This is a genomic window from Streptomyces minutiscleroticus (assembly GCF_014650875.1).
Taxonomy (GTDB): Bacteria; Actinomycetota; Actinomycetes; order Streptomycetales; family Streptomycetaceae; genus Streptomyces; species Streptomyces minutiscleroticus.
The window spans coordinates 45,390-72,284 of record NZ_BMVU01000028.1; the positions used below are offsets into that span (position 1 = coordinate 45,390).

At 76.1% G+C, this 26,895-nt stretch carries 26 protein-coding genes; 16 read left to right on the forward strand and 10 right to left on the reverse strand.

Annotated elements, in window-relative coordinates:
• Positions 1-133 precede the first annotated feature (133 nt).
• Entirely contained in the window at positions 134-259 is a 126-nt protein-coding gene (locus tag IE271_RS44000) for a putative leader peptide (RefSeq protein ID WP_351280754.1), read from the reverse strand.
• 113 nt (positions 260-372) lie between these two features.
• A complete protein-coding gene (locus IE271_RS24595) occupies positions 373-1,254 on the reverse strand; it encodes a LysR family transcriptional regulator (protein ID WP_190192602.1) in 882 nt (293 codons plus the stop codon).
• 417 nt (positions 1,255-1,671) lie between these two features.
• Between IE271_RS24595 and IE271_RS24600 the strand changes: the two genes are divergently transcribed.
• The 4 genes from IE271_RS24600 (at position 1,672) to IE271_RS24615 (ending at position 5,843) form a co-directional block, all read left to right on the forward strand.
• On the forward strand, positions 1,672-2,430 hold the full coding sequence (locus IE271_RS24600; protein ID WP_190192603.1) for an alpha/beta fold hydrolase domain-containing protein: 759 nt from the start codon (positions 1,672-1,674) through the stop codon (positions 2,428-2,430).
• A 745-nt stretch (positions 2,431-3,175) separates the two neighbouring features.
• A complete protein-coding gene (locus tag IE271_RS24605) occupies positions 3,176-4,645 on the forward strand; it encodes a glycosyltransferase (protein WP_190192604.1) in 1,470 nt (489 codons plus the stop codon).
• Positions 4,646-4,769: 124 nt separating this feature from the next.
• Positions 4,770-5,300 carry a hypothetical protein gene (locus IE271_RS24610; protein ID WP_190192605.1) on the forward strand — a complete coding sequence of 177 codons (531 nt, stop codon included), beginning with the start codon at positions 4,770-4,772 and terminating at the stop codon, positions 5,298-5,300.
• Between the two features lie 264 nt (positions 5,301-5,564).
• A complete protein-coding gene (locus IE271_RS24615) occupies positions 5,565-5,843 on the forward strand; it encodes a DUF6343 family protein (RefSeq protein ID WP_190192606.1) in 279 nt (92 codons plus the stop codon).
• 65 nt (positions 5,844-5,908) lie between these two features.
• On the opposite strand, the gene IE271_RS24620 is transcribed toward IE271_RS24615, so the two are convergent.
• The gene (locus IE271_RS24620; RefSeq protein WP_190192656.1) at positions 5,909-6,325 is read right to left on the reverse strand and encodes a DUF2267 domain-containing protein; all 417 of its coding nucleotides are present in this window, start codon (positions 6,323-6,325) and stop codon (positions 5,909-5,911) included.
• Positions 6,326-6,782: 457 nt separating this feature from the next.
• Here IE271_RS24620 and IE271_RS24625 point away from each other — a divergent pair, with 457 nt between their 5' ends.
• The 3 genes from IE271_RS24625 to IE271_RS24635 all read left to right on the forward strand — a co-directional run bounded on the left by IE271_RS24625 (position 6,783) and on the right by IE271_RS24635 (position 8,559).
• Positions 6,783-7,013, forward strand: coding sequence for a twin-arginine translocase TatA/TatE family subunit (locus IE271_RS24625; protein WP_190192607.1), 231 nt, complete (start codon positions 6,783-6,785; stop codon positions 7,011-7,013).
• Between the two features lie 217 nt (positions 7,014-7,230).
• Positions 7,231-7,620, forward strand: coding sequence for a BlaI/MecI/CopY family transcriptional regulator (locus tag IE271_RS24630; RefSeq protein ID WP_190192608.1), 390 nt, complete (start codon positions 7,231-7,233; stop codon positions 7,618-7,620).
• 6 nt (positions 7,621-7,626) lie between these two features.
• The gene (locus IE271_RS24635; protein WP_190192609.1) at positions 7,627-8,559 is read left to right on the forward strand and encodes a M56 family metallopeptidase; all 933 of its coding nucleotides are present in this window, start codon (positions 7,627-7,629) and stop codon (positions 8,557-8,559) included.
• A gap of 219 nt (positions 8,560-8,778) precedes the next feature.
• Here IE271_RS24635 and IE271_RS24640 read toward each other — a convergent pair whose 3' ends face one another.
• The gene (locus IE271_RS24640) at positions 8,779-9,792 is read right to left on the reverse strand and encodes a sporulation protein (protein WP_190192610.1); all 1,014 of its coding nucleotides are present in this window, start codon (positions 9,790-9,792) and stop codon (positions 8,779-8,781) included.
• A gap of 217 nt (positions 9,793-10,009) precedes the next feature.
• Between IE271_RS24640 and IE271_RS24645 the strand changes: the two genes are divergently transcribed.
• Together IE271_RS24645 and IE271_RS24650 are read left to right on the forward strand one after the other, a co-directional pair.
• On the forward strand, positions 10,010-10,207 hold the full coding sequence (locus IE271_RS24645) for a hypothetical protein (RefSeq protein WP_190192611.1): 198 nt from the start codon (positions 10,010-10,012) through the stop codon (positions 10,205-10,207).
• A gap of 65 nt (positions 10,208-10,272) precedes the next feature.
• Positions 10,273-11,640 carry an APC family permease gene (locus IE271_RS24650; protein ID WP_190192657.1) on the forward strand — a complete coding sequence of 456 codons (1,368 nt, stop codon included), beginning with the start codon at positions 10,273-10,275 and terminating at the stop codon, positions 11,638-11,640.
• Here IE271_RS24650 and IE271_RS24655 read toward each other — a convergent pair.
• Positions 11,612-12,148 (reverse strand): hypothetical protein, encoded by a 537-nt coding sequence (locus IE271_RS24655; RefSeq protein ID WP_190192612.1) that lies wholly within the window; start codon positions 12,146-12,148, stop codon positions 11,612-11,614. The genes IE271_RS24650 and IE271_RS24655 overlap by 29 nt on opposite strands.
• A gap of 332 nt (positions 12,149-12,480) precedes the next feature.
• Here IE271_RS24655 and IE271_RS24660 point away from each other — a divergent pair, with 332 nt between their 5' ends.
• Complete coding sequence (locus tag IE271_RS24660) at positions 12,481-12,999, forward strand: STAS domain-containing protein (protein ID WP_190192613.1); 519 nt, start codon at positions 12,481-12,483, stop codon at positions 12,997-12,999.
• Between the two features lie 175 nt (positions 13,000-13,174).
• Here IE271_RS24660 and IE271_RS24665 read toward each other — a convergent pair whose 3' ends face one another.
• Positions 13,175-13,552, reverse strand: a complete 378-nt coding sequence (locus tag IE271_RS24665) for an anti-sigma factor antagonist (protein ID WP_229919543.1) — start codon at positions 13,550-13,552, stop codon at positions 13,175-13,177.
• A 338-nt stretch (positions 13,553-13,890) separates the two neighbouring features.
• On the opposite strand from IE271_RS24665, the gene IE271_RS24670 reads away from it, so the two are divergent.
• The gene (locus IE271_RS24670) at positions 13,891-14,559 is read left to right on the forward strand and encodes a hypothetical protein (RefSeq protein WP_190192615.1); all 669 of its coding nucleotides are present in this window, start codon (positions 13,891-13,893) and stop codon (positions 14,557-14,559) included.
• A 319-nt stretch (positions 14,560-14,878) separates the two neighbouring features.
• Here the strand turns inward: IE271_RS24670 and IE271_RS24675 are convergent, their stop codons facing one another.
• Complete coding sequence (locus IE271_RS24675) at positions 14,879-15,250, reverse strand: winged helix-turn-helix transcriptional regulator (RefSeq protein WP_190192616.1); 372 nt, start codon at positions 15,248-15,250, stop codon at positions 14,879-14,881.
• Between the two features lie 66 nt (positions 15,251-15,316).
• Between IE271_RS24675 and IE271_RS24680 the strand changes: the two genes are divergently transcribed.
• The 5 genes from IE271_RS24680 (at position 15,317) to IE271_RS24695 (ending at position 20,927) form a co-directional block, all read left to right on the forward strand.
• Positions 15,317-16,345, forward strand: coding sequence for a zinc-binding alcohol dehydrogenase family protein (locus IE271_RS24680; protein ID WP_190192617.1), 1,029 nt, complete (start codon positions 15,317-15,319; stop codon positions 16,343-16,345).
• A 599-nt stretch (positions 16,346-16,944) separates the two neighbouring features.
• A complete protein-coding gene (locus IE271_RS24685; protein WP_190192618.1) occupies positions 16,945-17,970 on the forward strand; it encodes a GAF and ANTAR domain-containing protein in 1,026 nt (341 codons plus the stop codon).
• A gap of 34 nt (positions 17,971-18,004) precedes the next feature.
• Complete coding sequence (locus IE271_RS42255) at positions 18,005-18,976, forward strand: hypothetical protein (protein ID WP_229919544.1); 972 nt, start codon at positions 18,005-18,007, stop codon at positions 18,974-18,976.
• Positions 18,973-19,515 (forward strand): RDD family protein, encoded by a 543-nt coding sequence (locus tag IE271_RS42260; protein WP_229919545.1) that lies wholly within the window; start codon positions 18,973-18,975, stop codon positions 19,513-19,515. The genes IE271_RS42255 and IE271_RS42260 overlap by 4 nt, the downstream gene beginning before the upstream one ends.
• Positions 19,512-20,927, forward strand: a complete 1,416-nt coding sequence (locus tag IE271_RS24695; RefSeq protein ID WP_190192619.1) for an MFS transporter — start codon at positions 19,512-19,514, stop codon at positions 20,925-20,927. Before IE271_RS42260 ends, IE271_RS24695 begins: the two co-directional genes overlap by 4 nt.
• A 60-nt stretch (positions 20,928-20,987) precedes the next feature.
• Here IE271_RS24695 and IE271_RS24700 read toward each other — a convergent pair whose 3' ends face one another.
• The 3 genes from IE271_RS24700 to IE271_RS24710 all read right to left on the reverse strand — a co-directional run bounded on the left by IE271_RS24700 (position 20,988) and on the right by IE271_RS24710 (position 26,894).
• Entirely contained in the window at positions 20,988-22,526 is a 1,539-nt protein-coding gene (locus tag IE271_RS24700) for an alpha-amylase family protein (protein ID WP_190192620.1), read from the reverse strand.
• Positions 22,523-25,255, reverse strand: a complete 2,733-nt coding sequence (locus tag IE271_RS24705) for an MGH1-like glycoside hydrolase domain-containing protein (RefSeq protein WP_229919546.1) — start codon at positions 25,253-25,255, stop codon at positions 22,523-22,525. Before IE271_RS24705 ends, IE271_RS24700 begins: the two co-directional genes overlap by 4 nt.
• 304 nt (positions 25,256-25,559) lie before the next feature.
• On the reverse strand, positions 25,560-26,894 hold the full coding sequence (locus IE271_RS24710; RefSeq protein WP_229919547.1) for a diacylglycerol/lipid kinase family protein: 1,335 nt from the start codon (positions 26,892-26,894) through the stop codon (positions 25,560-25,562).
• Position 26,895: the final 1 nt, after the last annotated feature.

The following is a 26,895-nucleotide window of genomic DNA, read 5'->3' on the forward strand; positions in this document are numbered from 1 at the left end:
GGCGGGCGGGGGCGGCGGCGTCGGCGCGCACCCGCGTCACGCGGTGGAGGGGAGGTCGTGCCGGCGGGACCGGCCGGGCCGGGGCCGCCCGGCTCCTGGACGGGCGGAAGGCCCCTGGGAGGGCGGAAGGTCCCTAGGCGGACGGGGCACTCGCCGCGCTGCAGACGCGCAGGAGGTCGATGTGACGGCGGGAGGTCAGCAGGGGGGAGCGCCGACGCGTACGTCCCGTACGCCCGACGGCCGGCTCCGTGCGCCCCATGCTTTTCCTACCTGTTCACTGGGGAATCTGTTCAGGAGTGTCGGACGGCGTACGTGCGGCGTCAAGGGGGTGTCCGCACAGTGGCGAGCCGTCTCACGTCGTGGATGCCGCCGTCAGGCCGCGCGGGCCGCCCCGCGGGCCGCGAGCAGGGCGCGCACGGCCTCGACCATGGCGCCGTTGACCGAGGGGTCGGAGCCCTTGCGGGCCAGGACGCTGAGCCCCACCGGCGGCACCGCCGGGAGGTCGCGGCACGGGACGAGCCCGTCGGGGTGGGCGCCGGCGGGGACGGCGAGGAGCGCGGCGCCCAGACCCGCCCGGGCCGCGTCCAGGACGCCCGCGAGGTAGCCGGACTCGGCGACCACGGTGGCCGGGACGTGCTGGGCGGCCAGCGCGGTCAGGGCCCGCCGCCGGACCACGCACGGGGCGCTGATCGCCACCAGCGGCAGCGGGGCGGGCGCGGCGGGCGGGCGCCAGCCGGGTGCGGCGTACCAGGCCAGCGGCAGGTCGCCGACGGGCCTGCCGGCGGCGGTGACCGCGTCGGTGACGTAGACGGCGAGGTCGAGTTCGCCGCGGGCGACCGCCTCGGCCAGCCGCGCCGAGCGGTCGATGCGCACCCGCACCTCCGCCTCCGGCCGCACCTCCCGCACGGCCTCCGTCAGCAGCGGCAGGATGCGGTCGGCGCCGTGCTCGGTGGCGCCGACGGCGACGGTGGCCGGCCGCGGCCCGTTCTCGCCCAGGAGCCGGCTGACGGCGCCGTCGTGCGCGCCCACGATGAGCCGGGCCTCGTCCAGCAGTTGGGCGCCGTGCGCGGTGAACCTGGTCCTGCGGCCGTCGCGTTCGACGACGGGGAGGCCGAGGGACCTCTCCAGCCGCCTGATGTGCTGGCTGACGGCGGACTGGCTCAGCGCGAGCGCGCCGGCGGCCCGGTGGAACCCGCCGTAGTCGGCGACGGCGATGAGACTGCGCAGGGCCACGATGTCCAAGACCGGTCGCATCACCGCAGGCTAGCATCGATTGATTGCGTATCGTGATCGATTTTGATGGCGAATCGTGGTTGGACGGCACGCTCGCCCCTGCTCCATGCTGAGCACATGCCGCGTACAGCCGTTGCGACGGCCCCTGTGCCGCGCCCCCGCCGCACGGCGACCGGGGCGCCCGCGGCGCGCCGCGGCCCGGGCCTCCGGCTGACGCGGCGGCGCGTGGTCGACTTCGGCCGCACCGGCGCCGGCCGCTGTCGCTGACCCCTCCGCGCCCGCCCCGGACCACAGCACATCCGGCGCCCGACGGCTCGTGGCCGCACGGCCGTCGCCGCCCCGGACCACCGTGTGCACGGTGGCCCTCCGCCCTTCCCAGCCGCGTGGCCGCGCCCGCCCCCGTGCGAGTGCGGCCGCTGCCGACGAATCGAGTCGTTCATGACCTCTCCGCAGCCCGACGTCCACTCCTGGGACGAAGCGACGGGGGTGTCGCCGCGCGGCACCCTGATCGTCCTGCCCGGCCGCGGCGAACACGGCGGCCTGTACGAGCGGTTCGGCCTGCGGATGGCCTTCGACGGCTACCGGGTGCGGGCCCTCGGCGACGCCTCCCTCGACCCGGCGGGCGTCACCGACGCCGCGGCCAAGCTGCTGCGCGACGAGACCCTGCCGGGGCCGCGCGTGCTGGTCGGCGCGGACACCGGCGCCGCGTACGCGGCGGAGCTGGCCGCGCACGACGCCCCCGGCCTGGACGGGCTGGTCCTCGCCGGGCTGCCCACCGGCCCGTACCCCGCCGACGCCGCCGGGGAGTGGCGGGCGCACGGAGTCCCGGACTGGGAGGGCGAGTTGGAGCGGCGCACCGCGTGTTCCGCGCACCGGGACCGGCTGACCGCCGACCCGGTGTTCCGCCGGGGCGCCCTGGCGGGCGTGCTGCCGTACGAGTCGCCCGCCCTGGACCGCGTCTCGCTGCCGGTCCTCGGGCTGCACGGGGCCGACGACACCGTCAGCCCGCTGCCCGAGGTGCGCCGCGTCTACAGCGCGCTGTGCGGCGCCGAACTGGTGAGTCTGGCCGGGACCCGGCACGACGTGCTCAACGACGTCACGCACCGCACCGCCGCCGCGACGGTCGTCCTCTTCCTGGAGCGGCTGCGGCTCTCCCCCGACCTGCCGCCCGTCGCCGTCCCGCTGGACGTCGCCTGACGAGCGCGCGGCGCGTGCGCGGAGCGGCCCGTCCGGCGAAGCCCGCGCCCGGTCCCACACCGCGGGATCCAGGGGGCCCGGGCGCCCCGGAGGACACTCCGGTGAACCACGTACGAGGCGCCGCGGCCGGCCTCGGGGAGCCGGCCGCGACACACCACCCGGGCACGACCGGAGGAACCGCGCCCGCACCTCCCGACTGCCCGGGCCCCCCGGCCGCACACTGGCCCGTCCGGGTGATCGTTCCATGACCCGCCCATCCGCGTTCCGAAGGACCGGACGCGCTCCGCGGTCGCGTGGTCCGCAGTCGTGTGGTTCGAAACCATGTGGTCCGCGGTCGCGTGGTCCGCGGTCGTGTGGTCCGCGGTCGTGTGGTCCGCGGTCCGGGCGCGGCCTTGCGGGGCTCGGGGCTCCGGTTGCGCGGCCCGCCGCAAGGCGGCACCGTACGCCCGCCGCGCTTCACGGGGAGTGGCACACGGGCCGCTTCTCGTCATCCGGTGCGAGAACACACAGGTCAACCCGGTTCTCACAGCGCCGCATCCGCACCGCGGCACCTCTCGCCGTTTGAGGGCAGCAGCAGGGGTACTTCGGGACAGAGTCGGGCAAAAATCCCGAAACAGGACGAGGTGTACGCGTCACCCCGGTCCTCGGGAGCGGCCCGGCCGGCCGGACGACGTCCGCCGAGGTATTCGCCGCTCCGCGCCGCCGAGGCGCCACAGCTTCCGGACCCCCGGGAAGGACGGTTCCCATGACCCAGACCCGGCTTCCTACGACACGGAAAACCGGTATCCCCGACCTGCCCGAAGTAGCGATCACGCCTGTCTCCCCCCTGCTGCTGAGCGACACGATCGGAGCGGAGCGGAGCACCGGCCTCGACGCGGCCCTCGGCGGTCTGCGCGAGGCACTGGGCTCCCGCAGGGTCATCCATGTCAACTCCACCAGGTCGGGGGGCGGGGTGGCGGAGATGCTGCACCGCCTCCTGCGCTACACCCGCGGGAGCGGCGTCGACGCCCGCTGGTTCACCATCGAGGGCGACCCGCTCTTCTTCGACGTCACCAAGCGCCTCCACCACATGCTCCACGGGCACGACGCACCCGGCCCCAGCCTCGACCCGTGCGCCGCCGCCCACTACGCGGCGATCAGCGAGCGCAACGCCCGGGCCCTGCTGCGCACGGTGCGCCCCGGCGACGTGGTCAACCTGCACGATCCACAGGTGGCCGGGTTGACGATCCCGCTGCGCCGGGCGGGAGCGCGCGTGGTGTGGCGCTGTCACATCGGCACCGACACGCACAACCAGCACACGGCGCAGGCCTGGGAGTTCCTGCGGCCCTTCCTCGACACCGCGGACGCGTACGTGTTCACCCGGGCCCAGTACGTCCCCGACTGGCTGGCCGACCGGGACATCACCGTCATGCCGCCGTCGATCGACCCGCTCTCGGCCAAGAACCGGCCGCTGGAGCCCGGGGCCGCCGCGGCGATCGTCACCCGGCTCGGCCTGCGGGCCGGGCCGGACGTCCGGGGCCCGGTCGGCTACCGGCGCGGCGACGGCTCCACCGGCTCCGTCGGCGGCACACCGGTCCGGCTGGTCAGTATGGCGCCCCCGCCCGCCGACGCGCCGCTCGTCGTGCAGATCTCCCGCTGGGATCCGCTGAAGGACATGGCGGGCGTGATGGCCTCGTTCGCCGACGGCGGCGGCGGGCTGGACGCGGCGCACCTCGCGCTGGTCGGCCCGGACGTCAGCGGCGTCAGCGACGACCCGGAGGGCGGCCGGGTCTTCGACCGGTGCGTCGAGCTGTGGCGGCGGCTGCCCGCGCGCGCCCGCTCCCGCGTCCACCTCGTCTGCCTGCCCCTCGCCGACCCCGAGGAGAACGCAGTGATGGTGAGCGCGGTGCAGTACCAGGCCACCGTCGTGACGCAGAAGAGCATCGCGGAGGGGTTCGGGCTGACCGTGACCGAGGCCATGTGGAAGGGCCGCCCGGTCGTCGCCAGCGCCGTCGGCGGCATCCGCGACCAGATCCACGACGGCGTCCACGGCCTCCTGCTGCACGACCCGGCCGACCGCGCGGACTTCGTCGCGCGCACCGGCAGCCTGGTGTCCGGCCCGCAGCGGGCCCGCTCGCTGGGCGAGGGGGCCAGGCGCCGCGCGGGCGAGCACTTCCTCGACGACCGCCAGCTGCGGTCCCAGGCCGCGCTCTACAGCAGGCTCGCGGCCGCCTGACCGGCCGGGGCGGGCGCCGCCGGCCCGGTCACGGACCGGTGTCCGCCCCTTCCCCGGCCGGGCGGCGCGCCGTACGGCCGGAGGACCACGACGGGACCACCACGAGCGACGACAGGAGAGCGTCATGGTGCGCAAGAAGACGGAAGGCAGCGAGGAGCAGCGCCGGGCGGCGGCCCTGGAGGCCCGCCGCGCGGACGAGCTGCCGAGCGAGCGCCAGGCCACCACGGGGGCGTCCAAGCAGCGGACGCACCTGACCGGGCGGGACGCGCTGGACCACGAGGAGCGGACCGGCACCGTGCACCGCGGCAAGCAGCAGTGGCCGCCGCCCGGTCTCACCGAGGAGCGCGGGGAGCCCGTCCCCGACCGGACGTTCACCGACCGGACCGGCGACGCGTACACGGCCGAGCACGAGCGGGTCTTCGGCGCCCTGGCCGCGGCCCAGGAGGAGAACGGCGGCGAGGCCGTCTTCCTGGACGTGGTGGCCCGCGGGGCCGGCCTGCCGCAGGAGCGGACCCGGGCCCTCCTGCACGACCTGATGGAGGTCCACCGCCTGGTCACCGAGCTGGCGGCGCCCGACAACCCCGACCAGGGCCCGCGCTACGAGACCAGGCCCGGTCTGACGTCGATCAACACCCACCACCGGGGCGGGGCGTGACCCGGGACACGACCGGGCCGCCCGGGTCCGCCCCCGGGACGGCACCGGCGCCCGTGACGGCACCGTGTCACGGCGGAGCCCCCTGACGCGGCGGCGTCCCGCGTCCGCCGGTCCGGGGCCCGGCCGGACCGGGGCCCGCCGTTTCGTACGCCACTGCGGAGCCCGTCGTTTCGTACGCCGCCGCGGGGCACTCGCCCCGTGTGCCCCGGCCCCGTCCCGGCCGGGCCGGTGACGGGCGGCGCACCGCCCGGGCAGGAGGTTGCCATGAGTACGTCCCGCCTCCGGGACCGTTCCGGATCGGAGCACGTCACCGCGCGGTCGGCGCTCGGACTGCGGCTGCTGCTGTCCGCCGTCTTCGCGCCCCTCTTCCTGGCGGCCTGCGGGCTGCTGGCCTGGTGGTCGGCCGGGTCCGACGCCGATTCCGCGCCGAGCGACACCGTGACGGCCGTCCTGTCGGCCGTGTGCGGGGTCCTGTTCCTCGTCGCGGTCGCGGACCTCGCCGTCCTGGTGCGCCGCAGGTCGCGCGCGGGGCACGGCGCATAGGGGAGCACGCCGGGCGGGGGCGGGCGGGCCGGTGCGGTCCGCCCGCCCCCGCCCGGCGTGCCCGTTCAGACGTCGGGGTCGTCGGCCCTGCCGACGGGCAGCAGTTCGCGGATGTCCGGGGGCAGCGCCCGCGCGATCCGCTCCATCAGCTCCGGCGCGACCGCCGCGTCCAGCACCTCCAGCACGGCGGCGGACTCCCGCACCGCGTGGTCCTCGTCCGTGCCGGCGCGGGCCGCCACGCCCCCGGCGAACACCGTCGCGTCGAATCCCTCTCCCGCGGTCGAGGAGCGGACCCGGTCCTCGTCGGCGGCGACCACCGAGCCCAGCGCCGGCGGGAGCTGGGCCGCCAGGTGGTCGGCGAGTCCTCCGGGGACGCGTTCGGCCAGCGTGGTCAGCACCGCACGCGTCACGTGCTCGGCGGAGCCGCGGTCCGGCAGCTGGGCGAGCGCCTGGACCTTGCCTATCAGTTCGTCGTGGTGCACGGTTCTCACGTCCTCGTTCTCACGGTTCTCACGGTGCGTCACCGCCGTACGCGGTCCGTACGCCGTCCGGACGCCCGGCACCCGGCGTACGTGCACGTACACGCGCGCCGAGTACCCCTCGCCGCGCGGTCGACCGGGCCCCCTCCCGGACACGGCCGGCGCCGCCCTGCACCACGTACGGCGGCACCTGCCCCGGCGCGTCGTCCTCGGTGTCCCCGCGGGCAGTCCGCGCGCGGTCGGGGCGCTGCGGGGGAGCACCACGGCGCCGGTCCGACGGTCCGGGACCGGTGCGGGCGCCGGTCCCGGGCGGCCGGATCCCGTGTCCCGGCGGGCCGGAAAGCGCGCTTGTGGCGTGATCACCCGCGCATGGATACTTCTACAGCGATGTAGACAACCGAGGGGCGACCGGTACGATCGACCCATCGGCCACCCTCGGTCCCGGGAGAGAGCAGACCTGATGTTCGGCTTGAGTGAACTGGCCCTGATCCTCGTCGTCGTCGCGGTGGTCCTCGCGGTGAAGAGGCTGCCCGAGCTGACGCGTTCGGCCGGCAAGGCCGCCCGCATCCTCAAGAGCGAGGCGCGGGCGATGAAGGAGCAGGACGCCGCCCCCGCCGCGGCGGCCCCGGCGGACCGCGTGGTGGTCCAGGGCACCGTCGTCGACCGGGACACCCCCTCCCCCCGTTCCTGAGCGGTCCGCCCTCCCCCGTCCCCGGCCGGTCCGCCCTCCGGCCCCCGGCGGGCACGGCTCCGGTCCGGCCGGGCCCGCCGGCCGCGGCGTGCGGCCGTACGGGCGACGGCGGCCCCCCTCCCCCGGTCCCGCGCCCGTCAGGTGCGTCCGGGGGATTCGGGCATCTATACGATGTCCGATCGGGAAACGGACAGCGGCGGAAAGGAGACAGGACGTGATGACGGACCACCCGCAGCGTCCCCGACGGCGGGGACAGGGCGAGCTGGAGGCGCTGGTCCTGTCGGCGCTGCGCGAGGCGGAGGGCCCCGCGACGGCCGGCTGGGTGCAGGAGCGCCTGGGCGGCGGCCTCGCCTACACGACGGTGATCACGATCCTGACCCGGCTCCTCGACAAGGGCGCCGTGAGCCGGGAGCGGGCCGGGCGGTCCTTCGCCTGGACCCCGGCCGCGGACCAGGCCGGGCTCGCCGCGCGCAAGATGCGCAAGGTGCTCGACGGCGAGAGCGACCGCGAGGCGGTGCTGGCCAGCTTCGTCACCGGCCTCGGCCCCGACGACGAGCGGCTGCTGCGGGACCTGCTCGGGCAGACGAGGAGCGAAGGGGACGACTGACGGCTCATGGGGGTCTTCGTCTTTCTGCCGCTGGTACTGCCGCTGACCGCGTGGCCGATCGCGCGGCTGGCCGAACTGCATCTGCATCCGCGCACCGCGACCCGGCTGCTGACCGCCGTGGCGGTGGTGATGGCCCTGTGCAGCACGGTGTGCCTCGGACTGCTGATGGTGGTCGGGACCGCGCAGCTGCCGGGCAACCCGCTGCCCGACGGGTGGTCGGACCCCGAGGTCCGCGAGGCCGTGCCGTACGACGAGGTGGCGGGCAAGATCGCCATTCCTGCGCTGCTGGCGGTGGTCCTGGCCTGCGGCCGGACGCTGTGGCGGCACTCCCGTACGCACCGCAGGGCGCACCGGGCGCTGGCCGGGCTGCCGCGCACCGAGGTGGTGGTGCTGCCCGACGAGGCTCCGTACGCGTACGCGCTGCCCGGCGGCCGCCGCGGGCGCGTGATGGTCACCACGGCCCTGCTGTCCTGTCTCGAACCGGCCGAGCGGCGGGCGCTGTTCGCGCACGAGCGGGCGCACCTGGCCCGCCGGCACCACCGTTTCCTGATCGCCGTGCAGCTCGCCGCGCGTGCCAATCCGTTCCTGCGCCCGCTGCGCACGGCCGTGTCCTACACGGCGGAGCGCTGGGCGGACGAGGACGCGGCGCAGGCCGTCGGCAGCCGCCGGGCCGTGGCGACCGCGATCGGCAAGGCGGCGCTCGTGTCGCGGGGCACCCCGGTGCCCACCCTGGCCGGGCTCGCCGCGCCGGGACCGGTGCCGCGCCGGGTGGCGGCCCTGCTGGGGCCCGCCCCCACGGGGCGCAGCTGGCCGCCGGTGTTCACCTCGGTGGGCCTGGCGGCGTGGGGCGCGGCGGCCGGGGCGGCCGCGTCGGCGATGTCGTCCGCCAACTCCGCCGTCAGCATGTTCTTCATCCTGCACGCCGCCACGCCGCTGTGAGCCGGGCGGGGCACCGGGCGTCCGTGGGACCGGGAGGGGGTGCGGCCCGTCACGGCTCGCACCCCCTCCCCCTCACCGCCGGCCGCGGACCTCGCCGGTCCCCGGCCGGGTCGGGCCGGGACGGCGCCGGTGCCGGCCCCCTGGACCCCGACGCCGCGGTGCCCGCCCTCCGGGCGGACGCGGGAAGACGTCGGAGGACCTGGTCCTCCGACGGAGGGCCTAGTCCTCGCCGCCCTCGTCGTCGCCCTCGAAGAAGTCGCCGACCTCGTCCACGACCTCGGCCGCCACCATGCCGCCGACGACCCCGACCGCGAGCCCGGCCGCGCCCGCCGCGACGGCCGTGCCCATGCCGGGTCCCGAGCGGTGGCCTTCGTGGTGGTGCTCGTCGTACCCGTGGTGGCCGCCGTGGTGAGCGCCGTACGGGTCCGCGTACCCGTACGCGGCCTGCGCGCCGTAGGACGCCCGGTGCTCGACGAGCTGCCGGATCCAGCCGTCGACGACCGCGTTCCAGTCCTGGTGCGCGACGCCGTCGTGCGCGACGGTGAAGCGGGTCAGCGCGTCGTGCCCGGCGGAGAGGAGGCCACCGCGCTTGTCGGCCTCCAGGACCACCTCCATGCCGCCGGGGTGGGCGAGGAAGGTCACCTCGACCTCGTTCACCTGCTGCGCGTACTGCGGGGGCGGGAGCAGCTCGATCTCCTGGTAGAAGGGGAGCTGCTGGCCGGTGCCGCCGATGCGCCCGTACTCCAGGTCCGCGGACCGGAAGCCGAAGCCGAGCTGCCCCAGGGCCTCCAGGACCGCCTCCTGCGCGGGCAGCGGCGCGACGCTCAACCGGTCGAGGTCGCCCTTGTCCCTGGCGCCCGCCACCGACAGCTCGGTGCGCACGCCGAGGACGATGCCCAGGTCCTGGCCGTACAGCTCCGTGACGGGCGTCTCCCACGGCAGTGTCACACTGAACGGCACGCTGCGCAGTTCGCCCTCGGCGAGCCGGAAGCCGCCGCCGACGGTGAAGCGCTCGAAGGCGACGACGCCCTCGCTCTCGCCGTCCTCGTGCTCGGCCTCGACCCGCGCCACCAGCTCCAGCGTGATGTGCTCGATGTCGAAGTCCGCGGTGCCGCCCTTGAGGTGGACCCGGCCGGTGAGCGCGGCGCCGGGCCGGGCCGCCCCCGCGTCGAGGACCGTGTCGACGGTGGGGCCGCCCACGCCGAGCGAGCCGAGCAGTCGTTTGAACACCATGGTGGCGTCCACTCCTTTCTACAAACAAGTAGAAGCATAAGGGTGTTGGGGCCCGCACGGGGACCGTCCGCGGCGCGCGGCCGAAAGGACACCGGAGGGCGGACGCCGTGCTCGGGTCCCCGCTCCGCCCCCGGACGCCGCCATGTTCCGGACGCGCACCGGTCCTCGCCCCGGGCACGGCCGTGGTGCCGAGCACGCCGGTCCGCAGACGGCGGTCGTGAGCGGGGACACGCGCGCGACGCCGGGTCCCGCCCGGACGCTGCCGCTGCCCGCCGCCCTGGGCGGTGTGCGGATCGAGGGCCCCGCCGACGTCCTCCTGGAACGGCCGCCCGACCTGGAACAAGACGTCCGCGGGCCCCTCCTCGCCGCCGGTCACGGCCCCGCCGCGACCGCGGCCCCGGGCGGGAGCCTGTGATCCCCCGCGCACACGGTTTCCCACCGTGCGCGCGGGCTACTCGGCGCCCCATGACCGATGACCAGATGGCGCGGCCGCGGACGGACGCGCCGCGCGACCGGCTCGCGCCCGCCCTCTCGACGCGCCTGCTGTACTTCTTCATCCTCGGCGACGTGCTCGGAGCCGGCGTGTACGTACTGGTGGGGCAGATCGTCGACGCCTCCGGCGGGGCGGTGTGGGTGCCGCTGCTCGTGGCCCTGGTCCTGGCCCTGCTGACGGCGGCCTCGTACGCCGAGCTGGCGACGAAGTACCCGCGCGCGGGCGGCGCCGCCCACTACACGACCCGGGCGTACGGCCCCTTCACGGGCTTCCTGGCCGGGTACTGCATGCTGGCGGCCGGGATCGTCTCGGTCGGCGCGCTCGCCCGCGGCTTCGCCGGCGACTACCTGCGGGCCTTCGTCACCCTGCCGGTGCCGCTGGTCGTCGTGGTGTTCCTGGTCGCGCTGGCCCTGCTGAACGCGCGCGGCATCAAGGAGTCCACCCGCGCCAACGCCGTCGCCACCGTCGTCGAGGTGGGCGGGCTGCTGGTCGTCGTCGCGCTGGGCGCGTGGATCGTGCTGCGCGGCGACGGCCGCTTCGACGCGCTGACCGACCTGGGCACCCCGGAGAAGGGCGCCGCCGCCGCGGTGCTCAGCGGCGCCGTCCTCGCCTACTACTCGTTCGTCGGCTTCGAGACCTCCGTCAACGTCGCCGAGGAGACGCGGGACCCGGCGCGCTCCTATCCGCGCGCCCTGTTCGGCGCGCTCGGCACCGCCGGACTGGTCTACGTGCTGGTCGGGCTCGCCGCGACCGTGGCCGTCCCCGCGAGCACCCTGGCCGGCTCCAGCGGTCCACTGCTGGAGGTGGTCAGAGCGGCCGGGGGCGTACCGGAGCGGCTGTTCAGCGTGATCGCCCTGGTCGCCGTCGCCAACGGGGCGCTGCTCACCGGCATCATGGCCTCCCGGCTGGCCTTCGGCATGGCCCGCGACGGGCTGCTGCCGCGGACGCTGGCGAAGGTCCTGCCCCGGCGCCGCACCCCGTGGGCCGCCATCGCGGCCACCACCGCCCTGTCCCTGCTGCTCGCCCTGACCGGCGACGTCGAGACGCTCGCCGCCACCCTCGTCCTCCTGCTGCTGATCGTGTTCTTCCTGGTGAACACCGCGGCGCTGGTGCTGCGCCGCGAGCGCGTCGACCACCCGTGCTTCCGGGTGCCGGCCGTCGTGCCCGTGCTGGGCGCGGCCTCCTGCGTGCTGCTGGCCACGCGCGTCGAGGCCGACGTGTGGCGGCACGGCCTGGCCGTCCTGGCCGTGGGCGTCGTCCCGGCCCTGGTCGCGGCGCGCCGCCACGGGCGGGCGGACGAGCGGGCCCGAGCCGGGGCGCCGGCCGTCATCCGTCGTCGCGGATCCCGGAGATGAGCCGGGTGGCGAGGTCGGACTGGACCATCAGGCGGGTCTGGCGGACCTGGCCGCCGGAGCGCTCCCAGGTGAGGGTCACCCGGGTCCAGCAGTGCCCGAGGCCGGCGTCGTTGTAGACGACCCGCCACGCGGAGGGGACGCCGCCCGCGCGCAGCACGCCGTCCTTGCGGTGCTCGGTCTCCCACCGGGCGAGGTCGCCCCGCAGCCGCGGCGTCAGGTAGTGCCTGCGCAGGGCCTCGGACAGCGGCCCGCGGCCGGAGTCGTAGAGGACGTCGATGTAGGCGCCGTAGAAGTCGGCGACGTGGTCGACCGCGGAGTCGGGGGCCCCCGAGCGGCTCGGGGGCCCGTCGGCCGGGCCGCCCTCGCCGGCCGCGGCGGGGACCGGCCGGACCGCCGAGGACGCCTCGGTGCGCGGCGCGCCGCCGCTCCCGGCGAGCGGCAGGAGCAGGGCGAGGAGCAGTACGGACGCGGCCGGCGTCGCGTACCGGGCGGTGCGGGATGTGTACATGATGTCTGCCCCTTCCGTGGGCGAGGAAGGACGTGCCCGGTGCCACCTCCACTACAGCGCGCCTGCGCGCCGCCGGTGAGGCGTCAAGTGGCCAGACGGGGAACGGCGTGCACCCCTCCGCCTCTGCCGCCGGGCGGGCCGCCCGGCGCGGCCGGGCCCGGGCGTGCGGCCGCTCCCCGCGCGGCGGCGGGCGCACCGCAGCGCCCCTGACGAGGGTCTCCGTCCGAGAAGGGGCCCATCGGGCCCTGCCCGGCGGCCCGGGGCGGCGAGAGACTGTGCGTCCACCCTCGTGCTGAGCGGTTCCGCCGCTCCGGTCGCTTCCAGGGGGCATCATGGCGTGGCGCGTTCACCCCCGTCTCCGCCCGCCCGCGGCGTTCCTGCCGCGCCGTCACGCGCTGCCCGGGCGCCCCGCGCCGCATACCTCCGGGACGTGTCCGCTCCCGCCGCCGCTGTCGCTGCGCCACGACGGCGGGTGCCTGGTGATCGGGGTCGAGCGGGCGGTGGGCCCCGGCCACGAGCCGACCCTCGGCCGCCTCCTGCACGCCGCCATCCGCTCCGGCGGCTCCGTCGTCCTCGTCGACCTGCGCCGCGCCCCCGCCCTGAGCGGCAGCGCCCTCAGCGTGCTGCACCTGGCGCGCAGCCTGGCCGACCGGCACGGCCTGCCGATGGTGTTCCTGCGCGAGGTGGCGCCCCCGCAGGCGGTGCCGGCCGCGCCCGCGCCGCCCGAGGCACCCGCGGCGACCCGGCTCCCGGCGATCCCGGCCCCGGTACGGCCCGCCGCCGCGCGGCCGTCCGTACCGCTGGTCCCGGAGCGGGACCGGGACGCGCCGGCACCCGAACGGGCCTGCTGAAGGCTCCCGGCCGCGGCCTGCCGAAAACCCCGCGCCGGGCCGCGCCGGACGGGGACCGGGCGCACGACGGCACGGCACGGGGCGGCCGCCAGGCCGCCCGACCGCTCCGCGGTGTCGGCGGTGTCGGCGGCCCCACCCGCCCGTGCGTCCTGTCCGTCCCGCCGGCGCGAGGTGCCTACCGGGCGACGTCCGTGGCGTCGTGCGCGAGGGCGGCCTCCAGGGTCGGCAGCGGGCGGAACCGGCCGATCAGGCCGCCCGCCCGCAGGATCCTCAGCGTCAGCGGACGGTCGCAGACCAGCTGCAGCCGTCCGCCGCGCTCGGTGACCCGCCGCTCCGCGCGGCACAGCAGTCTCAGCCCGTAGCAGTCGAAGAACTCCACCGGGGTCAGGTCGACGACGACGCGCTGCCCGGCGGGCGCGGTCGCGGCGATCAGCTGCGGCAGGATCCCGACGGCGGCGGCGATGTCGATCTCGCCGTGGAACTCGATGACCAGATGTCCCTGCACCCGTCGCGTACGGATGTGTCCGACGGGCCATGCGATGCGCCGAGGCACGGCAGCCTCCCCCCGGCCGTACGCGCCCCGGGATCGCCGGGGAGCGCGTGGCGATGGTGACGACCGCCGAGGACCGGGGCGGCTGCGGAGAACGCGCGGAGGCCGGACGGTCCGGACGGATGCCCGGTGCGTCACGTCCTCGACAGCACCGTTCCCCGCGCGGAGCGGCTCGGAACACATCGATGCGACGCTGTGACCTCACCAATCCGGCGTAGCCGACGGACAGTTGTCCGGCCGTCGGCAGGGCGCGCCGTGAATGGGAGGGACCCGCGCATGGGTAGGCATGTTCGCCGACGCCCCACAGCGGACGACGTCCCCCTAGCGAAGGACTTCCTGCTTTGGACCCTGCATCCCCCCACCTCTCCCCGGCCCGCCGTCCCGGCCGGACCTGGACGGTCCGGCTGGTCGGCCAGCGGGACCGGTCGGCGGCCGTGACCTGCTCCGCCGCCTGCCGCATGCCCGCCCGCTCCCGCGACCTCGCCGGTCTGCGCCGATTCGCCGCCGCGCACGCGGCGGCCCACGCCAAGGCCGCCACCGTCCGCCCGGACGCGGCCTGCCAGTGCCGGGCGCGGCAGTGCTCCGCGCACCACGGCACCCGGGTGCGCTGCTCCGGCGGCGTCGTCCTGACCCTGCGGCACGATCCGGCCGTCGGCCAGGTGTGGACGGTGGCCGAGGTCTGCGAACAGTGTGCGTCGCTGTCGCCGCACGTACGGATCGTGGGCCGCGCCGTGCCGCCGCCCCGGCCGGGCGCGGTACGGGACGCGGGCGCGGACACGGGCACCGGACGCGCGGCGGCTCCGGCCGCTCCGGCCGCCCCGCTCGTCGCCGTGCCCGGGGGCTTCAGCTCCGCGGTCCCCGCGGCCGCCGTGCCGGGCGGCTTCAGCTCCGCCGGCGAGACGCCCCGGCCGGACGGGCCGAAGGACGTGCCCCGTGCGCGGCGGCGGACCGAACACGGGCGGCGCTCCGCTCCCGGCCGCGGCCGGGACGGCACGGGACGCGGCGTCTGAGCCCGCTGTTCCGCGGAGCCCGCCCCGTACGGCGGCCGGCGGCCGACGGACACCGTGCCCGGCGGCGTACGGCACTCGGACGGCACGGTACGCGGACGACGCGGCGCGGCATGCCACGGCACGGCACGCGGACGGTACGTGGCATGCCTCGCCGCCGACCGTACCGTGCCGCGCCCGAGTGGACGGCGGCCACGCGGAGGAACCGGGGCGGCGCGGACGGCGCCCGGCCGGAGCCGACCGGACCGCACCGGTCACAGACCCGACGGCGCCCGGTTCCAGGCCCGCCCACGCGCGGTCACAGGCCCGGGCGCGCCCGGTCTCAGGCCCGGGCGGGGAAGCGCTCGATGTTCTCCTCCACCCAGGAGCGCAGCGCCATGAGGGGGACGCAGGCGTCGCGCCCCAGGTCGGTCAGCGCGTACTCCACGTGCAGCGGGACGGACGGGTAGACGGTGCGGGTCACCAGCTCGCTGTCCTCCAGGCGGCGCAGGACGGCGGTGAGCACTTTCGGGCTGATGCCCTCGAGCCGGGTGCGTATCGCACCGAAGCGCAGCGGCCCGCTCTCCAGCGCGCCCAGGGCCAGGGCGCTCCACTTGTCGGCCAGCAGGTCCAGGACCGAACGGCACGGGCAGTTGGCGGCGTAGGCGTCGAAGTGGTCCTGCGCGGGGACACGCGGGCGCGCGGTACCTGCCATGTTCGGTTCCCTTCGGGAAGCAGTGGTTGTTGCGGGTAACTAGTATCCGGAGTCTACGCTCGGACCATGAACACACCGAACAGCACCCGTGCCATCGTGGCCCAGGCGGGCCCGCTCGACGACCCCGCCTCGTTCCGCGAGGTCGACGTCGACCTCGGCACACCCCGGCCGCACGACCTCGTCGTGGAGGTCCGGGCGGTGTCCGTGAACCCCGTGGACACCAAGGTCCGCGCCTCGCTGCGGGACGCCGGCTCCGCGCGCGTCCTGGGCTTCGACGCCGCGGGCGTCGTCGTCGCCACCGGCCCCGAGGTCACCGCCTTCGCTCCGGGCGACGAGGTCTATTACGCGGGCGACGTCTCCCGGCCCGGCTCCAACGCCCGGTACCAGCTCGTCGACGAGCGGATCGTCGGCCACAAGCCGGCCTCCCTGGACTTCGCCGAGGCGGCCGCGGTGCCCCTCACCACGCTGACGGCCTGGGAGACGCTCTTCGAGCACATGGGCCTGACCGCGGACTCCACCGGCACCCTGCTGGTCATGGCGGGCGCCGGCGGCGTGGGCTCCATGGCGATCCAGCTCGCGCGGCGCCTGACCGGCGTCACCGTCGTCGCCACCGCCTCCCGCCCCGAGTCGGCGGAGTGGGCGCGCGAACTGGGCGCCCACCACGTCGTCAACCACCATCGGCTCGTCGAGGAGGTCGAGAAGGTGGCGCCCCAGGGCATCGATCACATCCTCTCCCCCTTCTCCGAGGGCAACGTCCAGGCGTACGCGGACCTCATGAACGTCCACGGCCAGGTGGTCGCCATCGACGAGCCGGAGGGGCTCGACACCCTGCCGCTGAAGGCCAAGAGCCAGACGTGGACGTGGGAGCTGATGTTCAGCCGTCCGCTCCACGACCCGCAGAGCACTGCGCAGCGGGAGATCCTGGACCGGGCGGCCGCCCTGTTCGACGACGGCACATTGCGCTCGACGCTCGTCCGCCACCTCTCCCCGATCACAGCCGACACCCTGCGCGAGGCCCACCGATCGGTGGAGGGCTTCGGCGCGGTGGGCAAGGTCGTCGTGAGCGACGAGGCCGCGGACGGCGAGCAGGGCTGACGGCCTCGCGGCCGCCGCGCGCACGGCAGACACCTGACGAGCGCGCGGCGGCCGCACGCACGACGACGCACGGCGGACGTACGCACGACGACGCACGACAGATGTGCGCACATCGACGCACGGCGGACGCGCGCACGACGGGCCCACGAGGGGACGCGCGGCGGACGCGCGTACAACGGGCCCGCGAGGGGGGACACGCGGCGTACGCGCGAGGGGACACGCAGGACCGCGCGCGGAGGAGATGGAGTGACCGTGTGCGCGAGGGGCGCGGCGGTCGTGTGCGTTCCGTTCGCACGGTCCGGGGCGCCGCTCCCCGTCCCGCCGGACCCGGCCCGCGCGTCCCCCGCCGTGCCCCGCGCAACCGCTCCGACCTGCGAGAACGCTCTTCGGACGGGTCGGACGGCACTGTCTCGCAGCTCACGTTTCCGTTCGGGACACGGAGTTGGACTCCCCCGAGTGCTCGGGAAGCAGGCACGCCCCGCGGCAGGGGACGCCCGTCGGCACCGGACGGTGCCGTCCGTCCACGCCGCCCGGCGAGCGGCCCCGGCGCCCGCCCGTACCGCGGGCCCACCCGCCGACCGGTCACCGAGAGAGCGCCCATGTCACAGAATCCCGGCCCCGTTCCGGAGTTCCCCGACCCCTTCCCCGACCTCTACGGGGCCACCGCGGCGAGCACCGCCGGTTCGTCGCCCGAGGAGCTGGAGCGGCTCCGCCGGCACGCGTCCGACCTCCGGGGGCGGCTGCGCTCCCACGTACGGATATCGACCGCGCAGGGCGTCCTGATGGAGCGTTACCGGTTCGACGACCCGGACCTGGCGTTCGCGCTGATGCGGCAGGCCCCGCAGCACGCCAACATCAAGATGCACCAGCTCGCCGACGCGCTGATGCGCGTACCGGGGCCCGAGCGGGGGGCCGACGCCTGGTTCCCCCGGCGGTCGCGCACCGCGCCCCCGCCCCTGAAGGGCCTGGGGGTCGGGGACGAGAGCCGCGCCGACCAGGGCGCGGTGCTCGGCGCGGTCCTGCGGCAGGTCATGGAGGTCGCCGGCACCGACATGGGCAACGTCCAACTGGTGGACGCCGGCGGACTGCGGCTGACCAAGCACACCGGGCTCAGCCGTGACTTCGTCGACTTCTTCGCCTTCGTCGAGCAGCCCACCACCTCGTGCGCCCAGGCCGCGGAGCACCAACGGCAGGTCACCGTCCGGGACGTGGCCACCGCCACCGTCTTCGACGAGGACTCGCGCCGCGCCGTCCTGGAGGCCGACAGCCGCTCCTGCCACAGTGTGCCGCTGATCGACCACCAGCAGGTCCTGCGGGGCATGGTCTCCTCCCACCACGCCCGGCCCACGACCGGTTTCGGCCAGGCCGAACTGCGCCTGATGCAGGCCACCGGGCGCACGGCGGGACGCTGGCTGGCCTGCACCGGAACACGGTGGTTCTCGACGCCCTCGAAGAGGTGCACCGCCTCGCGCGCACGTCGTCCTCCTGATCCGGCCGACGGGCCCGTCCCGTCTCCGCACGGTGGCCCGTCCCCGCACGGCGGCCCGTCCCCGGGCCGGGGCGCGGGCACCCGCCGCCGTCCCCGCGTGGATCACCGGCCGGCGGCGGTCACCCCCGAGGGGTGAGGCTCCGCCCGGCGCGGGATGCTGTGCTGGCGCCGTGACCGGCCACGACGACCTGCCGGGCCCGGTGCCGACGGGCGCGGCCCCCACCGTGCGGCAGCCCGCGGGCGAGCCGCCGTCACGGACCGCACGGCCGGCCCCGGAGTCCTCACGGGCCACCCGGCCGGTCCCGGAGGTCCCGCGGGTCACCCGGCTGGTCCTCGGGGCCGCCGACACGGCCGCCCGGGCCGTCGCCGCGGCCTGCACGGGAATCCCGGGGCACCGCCCGGTGCTCGACACCGCGCTCCTGCCCAACGCCGCGCTGGGCCTGGCCCTGGAGGCGCAGCGCCGCTCGCTGGCCGCCGCGGCGGCCGCGTACGACCGGACCGCGCCCCTCCTGGGCCGCGCGGCCCGCGCCCTCCTCCCGTCCGGCTGGCCGGACGCGGCGGCCCGGCGGGCCGCGCACTGGAGCGAGCGGGGCCGGGCCGAACGGCGGCGGGCGCGCGAGGAGGCGGCCCCGGCGGTGCACGCGCTCCTGAGGTCCGTCGCGTCCGCCGTGGTCGAGCAGATGGACCTCGACGCCGTGGCCGACCGCGTGGACGTGAACCGGATCGCCCGGCGCGTCGACGCCGACGACGTGCTCACCCGCGTCGACCTGGTGGCGTACACCGAGCAGGTGCTCGACGCGCTCGACATCGGCCGGATCGTCCGCGACACGGGCGGCAGCATCACCGCCGAGACCCTGGACGCCGTGCGCGAGCAGCACGTACGCGCCGACCGCCTGGTGCAGCGGATCACCGCGCGCGTGCTGCGCCGGAACGGAACGGAGCCGCGCGGGGCGGCGGCGCCCGCGCCCCGGCCGGCCGCGGAGCGGGCCCCGGCTCATGCGGCGCCGGACGCCCCTGCCCGGCCGGCGTCCCCCGCCCCGCAGCAGCCGGCGCCGGACGCCCCGCAGCGGTCCGCACCGGACGCCCCTCCCCGGCCGGCACCGGTCGTCCCGCCGTCGCGGCCCCTGCCGGAGGCGCCGTGACGCCGCCGGTCCGGGGAGGCGGCGCGTCACCGCCGTTCCGGGCGCCCGGCCCTTCGGTCCAGGGGCTCCCCGCGGGGCTCGTCTCGCGCACGACGGCGGCCGTCCTGGACGCCGGCGTGCTGTTCGCCGCCGCGCTCACCGCCCACTTCGCCTACGCCGCGGGGCGCTACCTGCTGCTGGGGCCGCCCTTCGCGATGCCCGACCCCGCCGCCTGGCTCACCTTCTCCACCGCCGGCACGCTCGCCGTCGGCTATCTGGCGGGCAGCTGGGTCACGGGCGGGCGCACCGCCGGGAACCAGGTGATGGGCCTGCGGGTGACGAGCCGCTCCGGGCACCGGCTCACCCTCGCCACCGCCGTGGTGCGCGCCGTCCTGTGCGTGGTCTTCCCGGTCGGGCTGCTGTGGATCCCGGTCAGCAGGCGGAGCGCCTCGGTGCAGGACGTGGTCGTGGACAGCGCCGTCGCCCACGACTGGTACGGCAGGACCCGGCCGCCGGTCCGGCCGCGGGCGGCCGGCAGGGACGGAGGAGCCCGCTCATGACACGCACGGTCCCCTTCCGGTCCGCGGCGGAGGCCCGGCGGCACGTGCTGCCGCCGCTCGCCCTCGCGCAGTTCGTGTGCAGCTTCGCCGGGTCCAACATGAACGTGATGATCAGCGACATCAGCCGTGACCTGGACACCACGACACACGGTGTGCAGGTCGTCATCACGGTCTTCCTGCTGGTCATGGCGGCCCTGATGATCCCGGGCGGCCGGCTGGCCGACCTCCACGGCCGCAAACGGTGCCTGGTCGCCGGCCTTCTCGTCTACGGCACGGGCACCCTGCTCAGCGCCCTGGCCCCGGGCCTCGGCGTCCTCCTCCTCGGCTACTCCCTGCTGGAGGGCGTGGGCACGGCGCTGCTCATCCCGCCCGTCTACATCCTCACGACGCTGCTCTTCACGGAAGTGGCCTCCCGCGCCCGCGCCTTCGGGACCATCATGGCCATGGCGGGCTGCGGCGCCGCCGCGGGACCGCTGCTCGGCGGTCTGATCGCGTCCGCGCTCGGCTGGCGGGCGGCCTTCCTGTTCCAGACCCTGCTGGTCGTCGTGATCGTCGTCCTGGCCCGCCGGGTCCCCGACCCGCTGCCCCCGGACCCCGCCCTCTCCTTCGACACGCGGGGCGCGGTCCTGTCGGCCCTCGGCCTCTGCCTCGTCGTCACGGGCATCCTGGCCACCGCGCAGAACGCCTGGGCGGCCCTGGCCCTGTTCTGCCTGGGCGCACTGGTGCTGGCCTGGTTCCTGCGCTCCCAGCGGGAGAGGGAGCGGCGGGGCGGGCAACCCCTGCTGTCGACGAGCCTGTTCCGCAACCGCGTCTCCGACCTCGGCCTCGTCACCCAGGGCACGCAGTGGATGATGCTCATGGGCGTGTCGTTCACGGCGGCGGCCTACCTCCAGGTCGTCCGCGGATACTCCTCCATCGGGACCGGGGTCGTCTTCACGGCGGCCACCGTCGGCCTGCTCACCACCTCGCTGGCGGCCCAGCGCCTCGCCCGGCGCCGCCCGCAGCGGACGCTGATCATGGCGGGCTTCGCGGTCACGGTGGCCGGCATCGGCGTCCTGCTGCTGACGGGCGGCGCCCGCGGCGCCTGGGCCGCCACGCCGGGGCTGTTCCTGATCGGCGCCGGGCTCGGCGGGATGCTCACCCCGTCGGTGAACGTGGTGCAGTCCGCCTTCGACGAGTCCCGGCAGGGCGAGATCTCGGGCCTGTCGCGCAGCGTGTCGAACCTGGGGTCCTCGCTGGGCACGGCGGTCGCGGGCACCATCCTCGTGATCGGCCTCGACTCCCGGGCCTACGCCACCGCCCTGGCGGCGACCGCCCTCGCCGGCGCCGTCGGCTTCACCGCGGCCGCCCTGCTGCCCCGCACCCCGGCACCGGGCGGCCCGCCCGCCTCCCAGAAGTCCTCTGCCCCCTAAAAGTCCCCTGCTCAGGACCGCCTCTGCCGGTGTCCCACCGGGGCATACGGGTTCCGCGAGTCACACGGGTTCCACGGCGAACACGTGGCACCCCCGGCCGCCCAGGTCCACGAAGAGCCCCGGGCCCGTCTCCCCCGTGATCTCCTCCCCCGGCCTGACGTACTGGCCGCCCTCCAGGATGTCGGTCAACCGGGCCTCGGAGCCCGCGAGTTCGGGCCAGGGCAGGGGGATCCGCGCCTGGGACGGGTGGTCGGAGTGGTTGACCGCCACCAGGTACCGGCCCGCCGGACCCGCCCAGGACCAGGCGAGCAGGTCGCGGTGGGTGGGGTTGTCGGGCCAGCCCGCGGGCTCCAGCAGGCGCCACCGTCCGGTGCGCATGCCGCTGGTGGCGACCGCCGTCAGCAGCCGCTCGTGGAAGGCGCGCAGTTCGGCGTCGGGGGTCTCGTCGGGGCGCCGGGTGAGGAAGACCGGCGGCCGCGTGCGGCGGCCGGTGAACTGGCCCTCGTGCCACAGCGTCGCGCCGGGCAGCGTGGCGATCACGACGGCCGCCGCGCGCTCCGCGGCCGGGGACAGGGTCTGCGCGGCGCGCGGCTCGTCGTGGTTCTCCAGGAAGCGGACGAGGTGGCGCTGGTGGTCCGGGTCGGCCGCCAGGTGGGCGCGGACCGAGCCGGCGTCCTCGTGCAGCAGCCGGTCGTGGAGGCGCTTGTCGTAGACGAGGTCGAACCCCTGCTGCAGCAGGGCGCCTTCGAGGTCCCAGTACGCCTCCGCCATGAAGAGCGTGCCGGGGCGGCGGCGCCGCACGGCGGACAGGACCGCGGGCCAGAAGTCCTCCTCGGGCACGGGTCCGGCCCGCTCGCCCCACGTCCGGGCGAACACGTCGTTCATCATCAGCATCGCCATGTCGCAGCGGACGCCGTCGCACATCCCGCCGATGCCGGCGAGAACGTCGGCGGTCGCCGCGCGCAGGGCGGGGCTGAACGCGTTGAGCTGCACCACGTCCGGCCAGGGCGGGAAGAAGGGGTCCCGGCCGCGCGCCCGGACCGTGCCGTCGGGGCCCTCGTGGTACGCGGCCGGATCGCGGCGCAGGTCGTCGGCCGAGCCGCGGACGAAGCAGTCGGGCTCCTGCGGCCAGGGGCTGTCCGGGGCCACGTGGTTGGGCACGTGGTCGAGGATCAGGCCGACGCCGCGGCGGTCGAGCGCGGTGCGGGCCGCGGCCAGTCCTTCGGTGCCGCCGAGGGCCGGGTCGACGGTGTAGCCGCGGACGCAGTACGGCGAGCCGGCGATGTCGTCCGGCTCCACGTCGGGGAGGGCCTGCGCGAAGGACTCCCGCAGGGCCGGGTCCTCCAGGGCGATGCGCCGCCCCTCGGGGCTGCGCTCCCACACGCCCATGAGCCACACCGCGTCGACGCCGTGCGGAGTGATCTCGTCCCAGGCGTCCTTGGGGACGTCGCCGAGGCCGCCCGCGCGTGCGCCGCGGGGCCCGCGCGCGCCGCGTCCGCCGCGCCGGGTGCGGCCCGTGGCCGTGGCCCGCTGCACCTCCCGCAGCCACACACGCGTGTTGACCTCGTACACGACGGGCTGCTCGGGAAGGGCGGTCATCGTGTCGCTCCCGTTCCGGACGAGGGGTCCCGGAAGTCCTCCGGGCCGAGTTCCCCGAACACGATCATGAGGGTGGCGACCAGGCCGGTCCAGCCGGTCTGATGGGCGGCGCCGATGCCTGCGCCGTTGTCGCCGTGGAAGTACTCGTAGAAGCTGACCAGGTCCCGCCAGTACGGATCGGTGAACTTGTCCTGGCCGCCGTGGACCGGGCGCCTGCCGTCCTCGCCGCGCAGGAAGATACGGGTGAGCCGGGCGGAGAGCTCCTTCGCGACCTCGAACAGTGTCATCCGGTTCCCCGAGCCGGTCGGGCACTCCACCGTGAAGTCGTCGCCGTGGAAGGCGTACAGGTTCAGCAGGGCGCGGACCAGCAGGACGTTCATCGGCATCCACACGGGGCCGCGCCAGTTGGAGTTGCCGCCGAACATCCCCGAGTCGGACTCGGCGGGCAGGTAGCCGACGCGCAGCTCCTCGCCGTGCACGACGAAGGTGTACGGGTGCTCCGCGTGGTACCGGGACAGCGCCCGCACCCCGTACGGGCTCAGGAACTCCTCCTCGGAGAGGAGCAGGCCGAGGACGCGCTCCAGCCTCTTGTCGTCCACCACCGCAAGGAGCCGCGGGCCGCCCCGCGCCCCCGACCGGGCCGAGGCCCAGGTGGCCGCCAGCGACGGGTGCCGGCCGACGAAGCGGGTCACCCTCTCGCCGAGCCGGGCCACCCGGGCCAGCTGCGGCGGCCGGAACACCGTCGCCGCGCACAGCGGCAGCAGCCCCACCATGGAGCGCACCTTCAGCCGCACGGCCCGGCCGTCGGGCAGCCGCAGCACGTCGTAGAAGAAGCCGTCCTGCTCGTCCCAGAACTCGTCGTCCTGCCCGGCGGCGCGGTCCATGGAGGCCGAGATCCACAGGAAGTGCTCGGCGAACTTCACGATCAGCGGCTCGTACGCCCGGTTGTCCTCGACGAGTTCGAGGGCGATCTGCAGCATGGTCTGGCAGTACAGCGCCATCCACGCCGTGCCGTCGGCCTGCTCGATGCGGCCGCCGGTGGGCAGCGGGGCGCTGCGGTCGAACACACCGATGTTGTCGAGGCCGAGGAAGCCGCCCTGGAAGACGTTGCGCCCGTCGGGGTCCTTGCGGTTGACCCACCAGGTGAAGTTGGTGAGCAGTTTCTGGAAGACGCGCTCCAGGAAGTCGCGGTCGGCACGGCCGGTGAGCCGCCGCTCCAGCTGGTACACGAAGTACGCGGCCCAGGCGTGGACGGGCGGGTTGACGTCGGTGAAGTTCCACTCGTACGCGGGGACCTGCCCGTTGGGGTGCAGGTAGGCGTCGGTGAGCAGCAGTTCCAGCTGCTGCTTGGCGAAGCCGGCGTCGACCATGGCGAGTGCCACCGTGTGGAACGCCAGGTCCCAGGCGGCGAACCAGGGGTACTCCCACTTGTCCGGCATCGACACGACGTCGTCGCAGGTCATGTGGAACCACTCGTGGTTGCGCACGCGGGCCGCCGCCGGGCTCCAGGCGTCGACACCGTGCTCCGAGAGCCAGGTCTCCAGGTCGAACCAGTAGTACTGCTTGGTCCACAGCATCCCGGACAGGGCCTGGCGCAGCACCAGGGCCTCGTCCTCGGACAGCCCGGACGGTGTCACCTCGCGGTAGAACGCGTCGGCCTCCGCCCGCCGTTCGCGCAGCACCTCGTCGAAGCCGTCGCCCAGATCGGCCGGCGCCGAGACGGTCGCGAGCCGCAGGCGCACGCTCGCCGTGCCGCCGGGCGGGACGGTCAGGGTGTGGTCGGCCGCCGCCTTGGTGCCCGTCCGGGCGGGGTTCACGGCCCCGGTCTCGCCGTCGACGACGTACCGGCCGATGCCGTCCTTGACGTAGGGCGACGCGTTGGGCGTGCCGGAGATCCGCTCGGTGTTCGTCTCGTTCTCGGTGAACAGCAGCGGCACCTCCCCGGCGCAGTGCAGCTCGTACGTGCCGAGCGCCGGGTGCTCGGCACGGACGACGGACTCGCCGGGGCCGCCGTCGACCGCCGTCAGCCGCGGCCGGTCCGTCGGCTCCCCGCCCCAGGACCACGTGTTGCGGAACCACAGGGTGGGCAGCACCCGCAGCGTCTCCTCCTCGGGGCCCCGGTTGTCCACGGTGATCCGCATCAGCACGTCGTCGGGCGCCGCCTTGGCGTACTCCACGGTGACGTCGAAGTACCGGTCGCCGTCGAAGACCCCGGTGTCGAGCAGCTCGTACTCGAACTCGTTCCGGCCGCGTGCGCCGTTGACCGCCACCAGCTCGGCGTACGGGTAGGCGGCCTGCGGATACTTGTAGAGGTAGCGCATGTACGAGTGGCTGGGCGTGCTGTCGAGGTAGAAGTAGTACTCCTTGACGTCCTCGCCGTGGTTGCCCTCGGCGTTGGTGAGGCCGAAGGCGCGCTCCTTGAGGACCGGGTCGCGCCCGTTCCACAGTGTCACGGCCAGGCACAGCCGCTGCTTGTCGTCGCAGATGCCGCCGAGGCCGTCCTCGCCCCAGCGGTAGGCGCGCGAGCGCGCGTGGTCGTGCGGGAACGACGACCACGCGTCGCCGGAGGCGCTGTAGTCCTCGCGGACCGTGCCCCACTGCCGCTCGCCGAGGTACGGGCCCCAGCGTCGCCACGCCGCGTCGGCCGCCCGCGCCGGCCCCGTCCCCCGCGCCGGTGCGGTCCGCCGCCCCGCGCGCTGCCCGCGCTGCCCCGCCTGCTGCCTGGCCATCGTCCTCCTCCGTCCGGGTCGGTTGGGATCTCCGGCACGGCACAGTGTGGCCGCCCCCGCGCGGTCCGTCCTCCCCTGGGACGGGTGAGCGGGCGGCGTCCGTCCACCGCGGCCGGCCGCCGCCTCACCCGCCGGAGGTGAGGAGACCGTCCGCCCGGCACGGGAACGGGTACGAGTACGGGAATGGTCCCGGCCCGGACACCACTGACCGGTCCCGGCCCGGTCCGGACACCATGGCCCCGTCCCGGCCTGCCCGGTCCCGGCCTGCCCGGGCCGCCGGGCCGGGCCGGTCCGTGGCGCCGGGTCAGCCGGGGCCCGGCCGCCGGTGGGGGCCCACGGCGGGCCGGGCCACCTCGCGCCGGCCCATGGCGAGCCGGGCCACCTCGCGCCAGTCGACCGCCGAGCCGCGTGCGGGCACGCCGGGGCGGTGGCGGGGGACGCGCACGCGCAGGGCGCCGGGCGCGCTGCGGCACACGACGGGCGCCATCAGCACGACCGGCTCCCCGTCGAGTCCGGCCGGGACCGCGGGCGTGCCGGCCTCGACCACGACCTCCTTCGCGGTCAGCCGCCGCAGCGCGGAGGACCGCGGGCCGCGCACCGCGCCGGCCGCCCGGACGGTGTTGTCCACGCGCAGGCACAGCACGCCCAGCAGCCCCGAGTCCAGCCGCTCCCGGCGCCCGGGGCGGGCGGCGTCCACGGCGCGCCGGTAGGGGTTGTTGCTGATCAGCAGCGCCTGCAGCCCGTCGGCGCGCTCCTGTCCTGCCCGCATGCCCAGCCGGGGCACGTGTGCGCCGGTCAGCAGCTCGGGCAGGGTCCGCAGCAGGGTGCGCACCTTGTCGTCGCGGTAGGCGGGGTCGCGCACCACGGCCGCGTAGGTGCCGAAGGAGGCGTTGTTGACGAACACGCGGTCCGCCGCGTAGCCGAGGTCGACGCGCAGTTCCACACCGTCGTGGAGGGCGTCGAGGGCGGCCGCGGGGTCGTCGCGGTCCAGGCCGAGGTCCAGGGCGAAGTGGTTGCGGGTGCCCGCGGGGACCACCACGAACGGCAGGTCGTGCTCCGCCGCCACCTCGGCCACCAGCGCCTGCGTGCCGTCGCCGCCCGCCACGGCCAGCAGGTCGGCGCCGTCGGCCACGGCCCGCCGGGCCAGCGCGGCGACGTCCTGCCGTTCCTCCGGGTCCAGCAGGGCCACCGTGGCGCCCGCCGCCCGGGCCTTCTCCACCAGCCCGAAGCGCTCGGCCTTGCCGCCGCCGGAGCGCGGGTTCATGACGATCCAGGGGCGCCGCGGGGGCGGCGCCGCCTCCTGGCGCCCCGGCGCCGGGTCGTCGCCGGCCGCGAGGGCGAGGGCGGTGCGGCCCGCCGCGAGCGCCGGCGCCCACAGCGCCAGGCAGAGCGCGGCGGGCCACAGCAGCCCCTGCGCGGTGTACAGGACGAGGAGCACGACCGGCGCGGCCACGGCGAGGGCGAGGCCCGCGGCCCGCACCGGCCCGGTGTGGGCCAGGGTCCACCACACGCCGACCCCCGTGAGCCCCAGCGCCGCCACTCCGGCGGCCGCCCACAGCAGGCTCTCGAACCCGGCGGCGACCAGCGGTGCCAGCACGCTCGCCGCCAGGGCGAGCAGGGCGAGGCGTGCCCACCACACG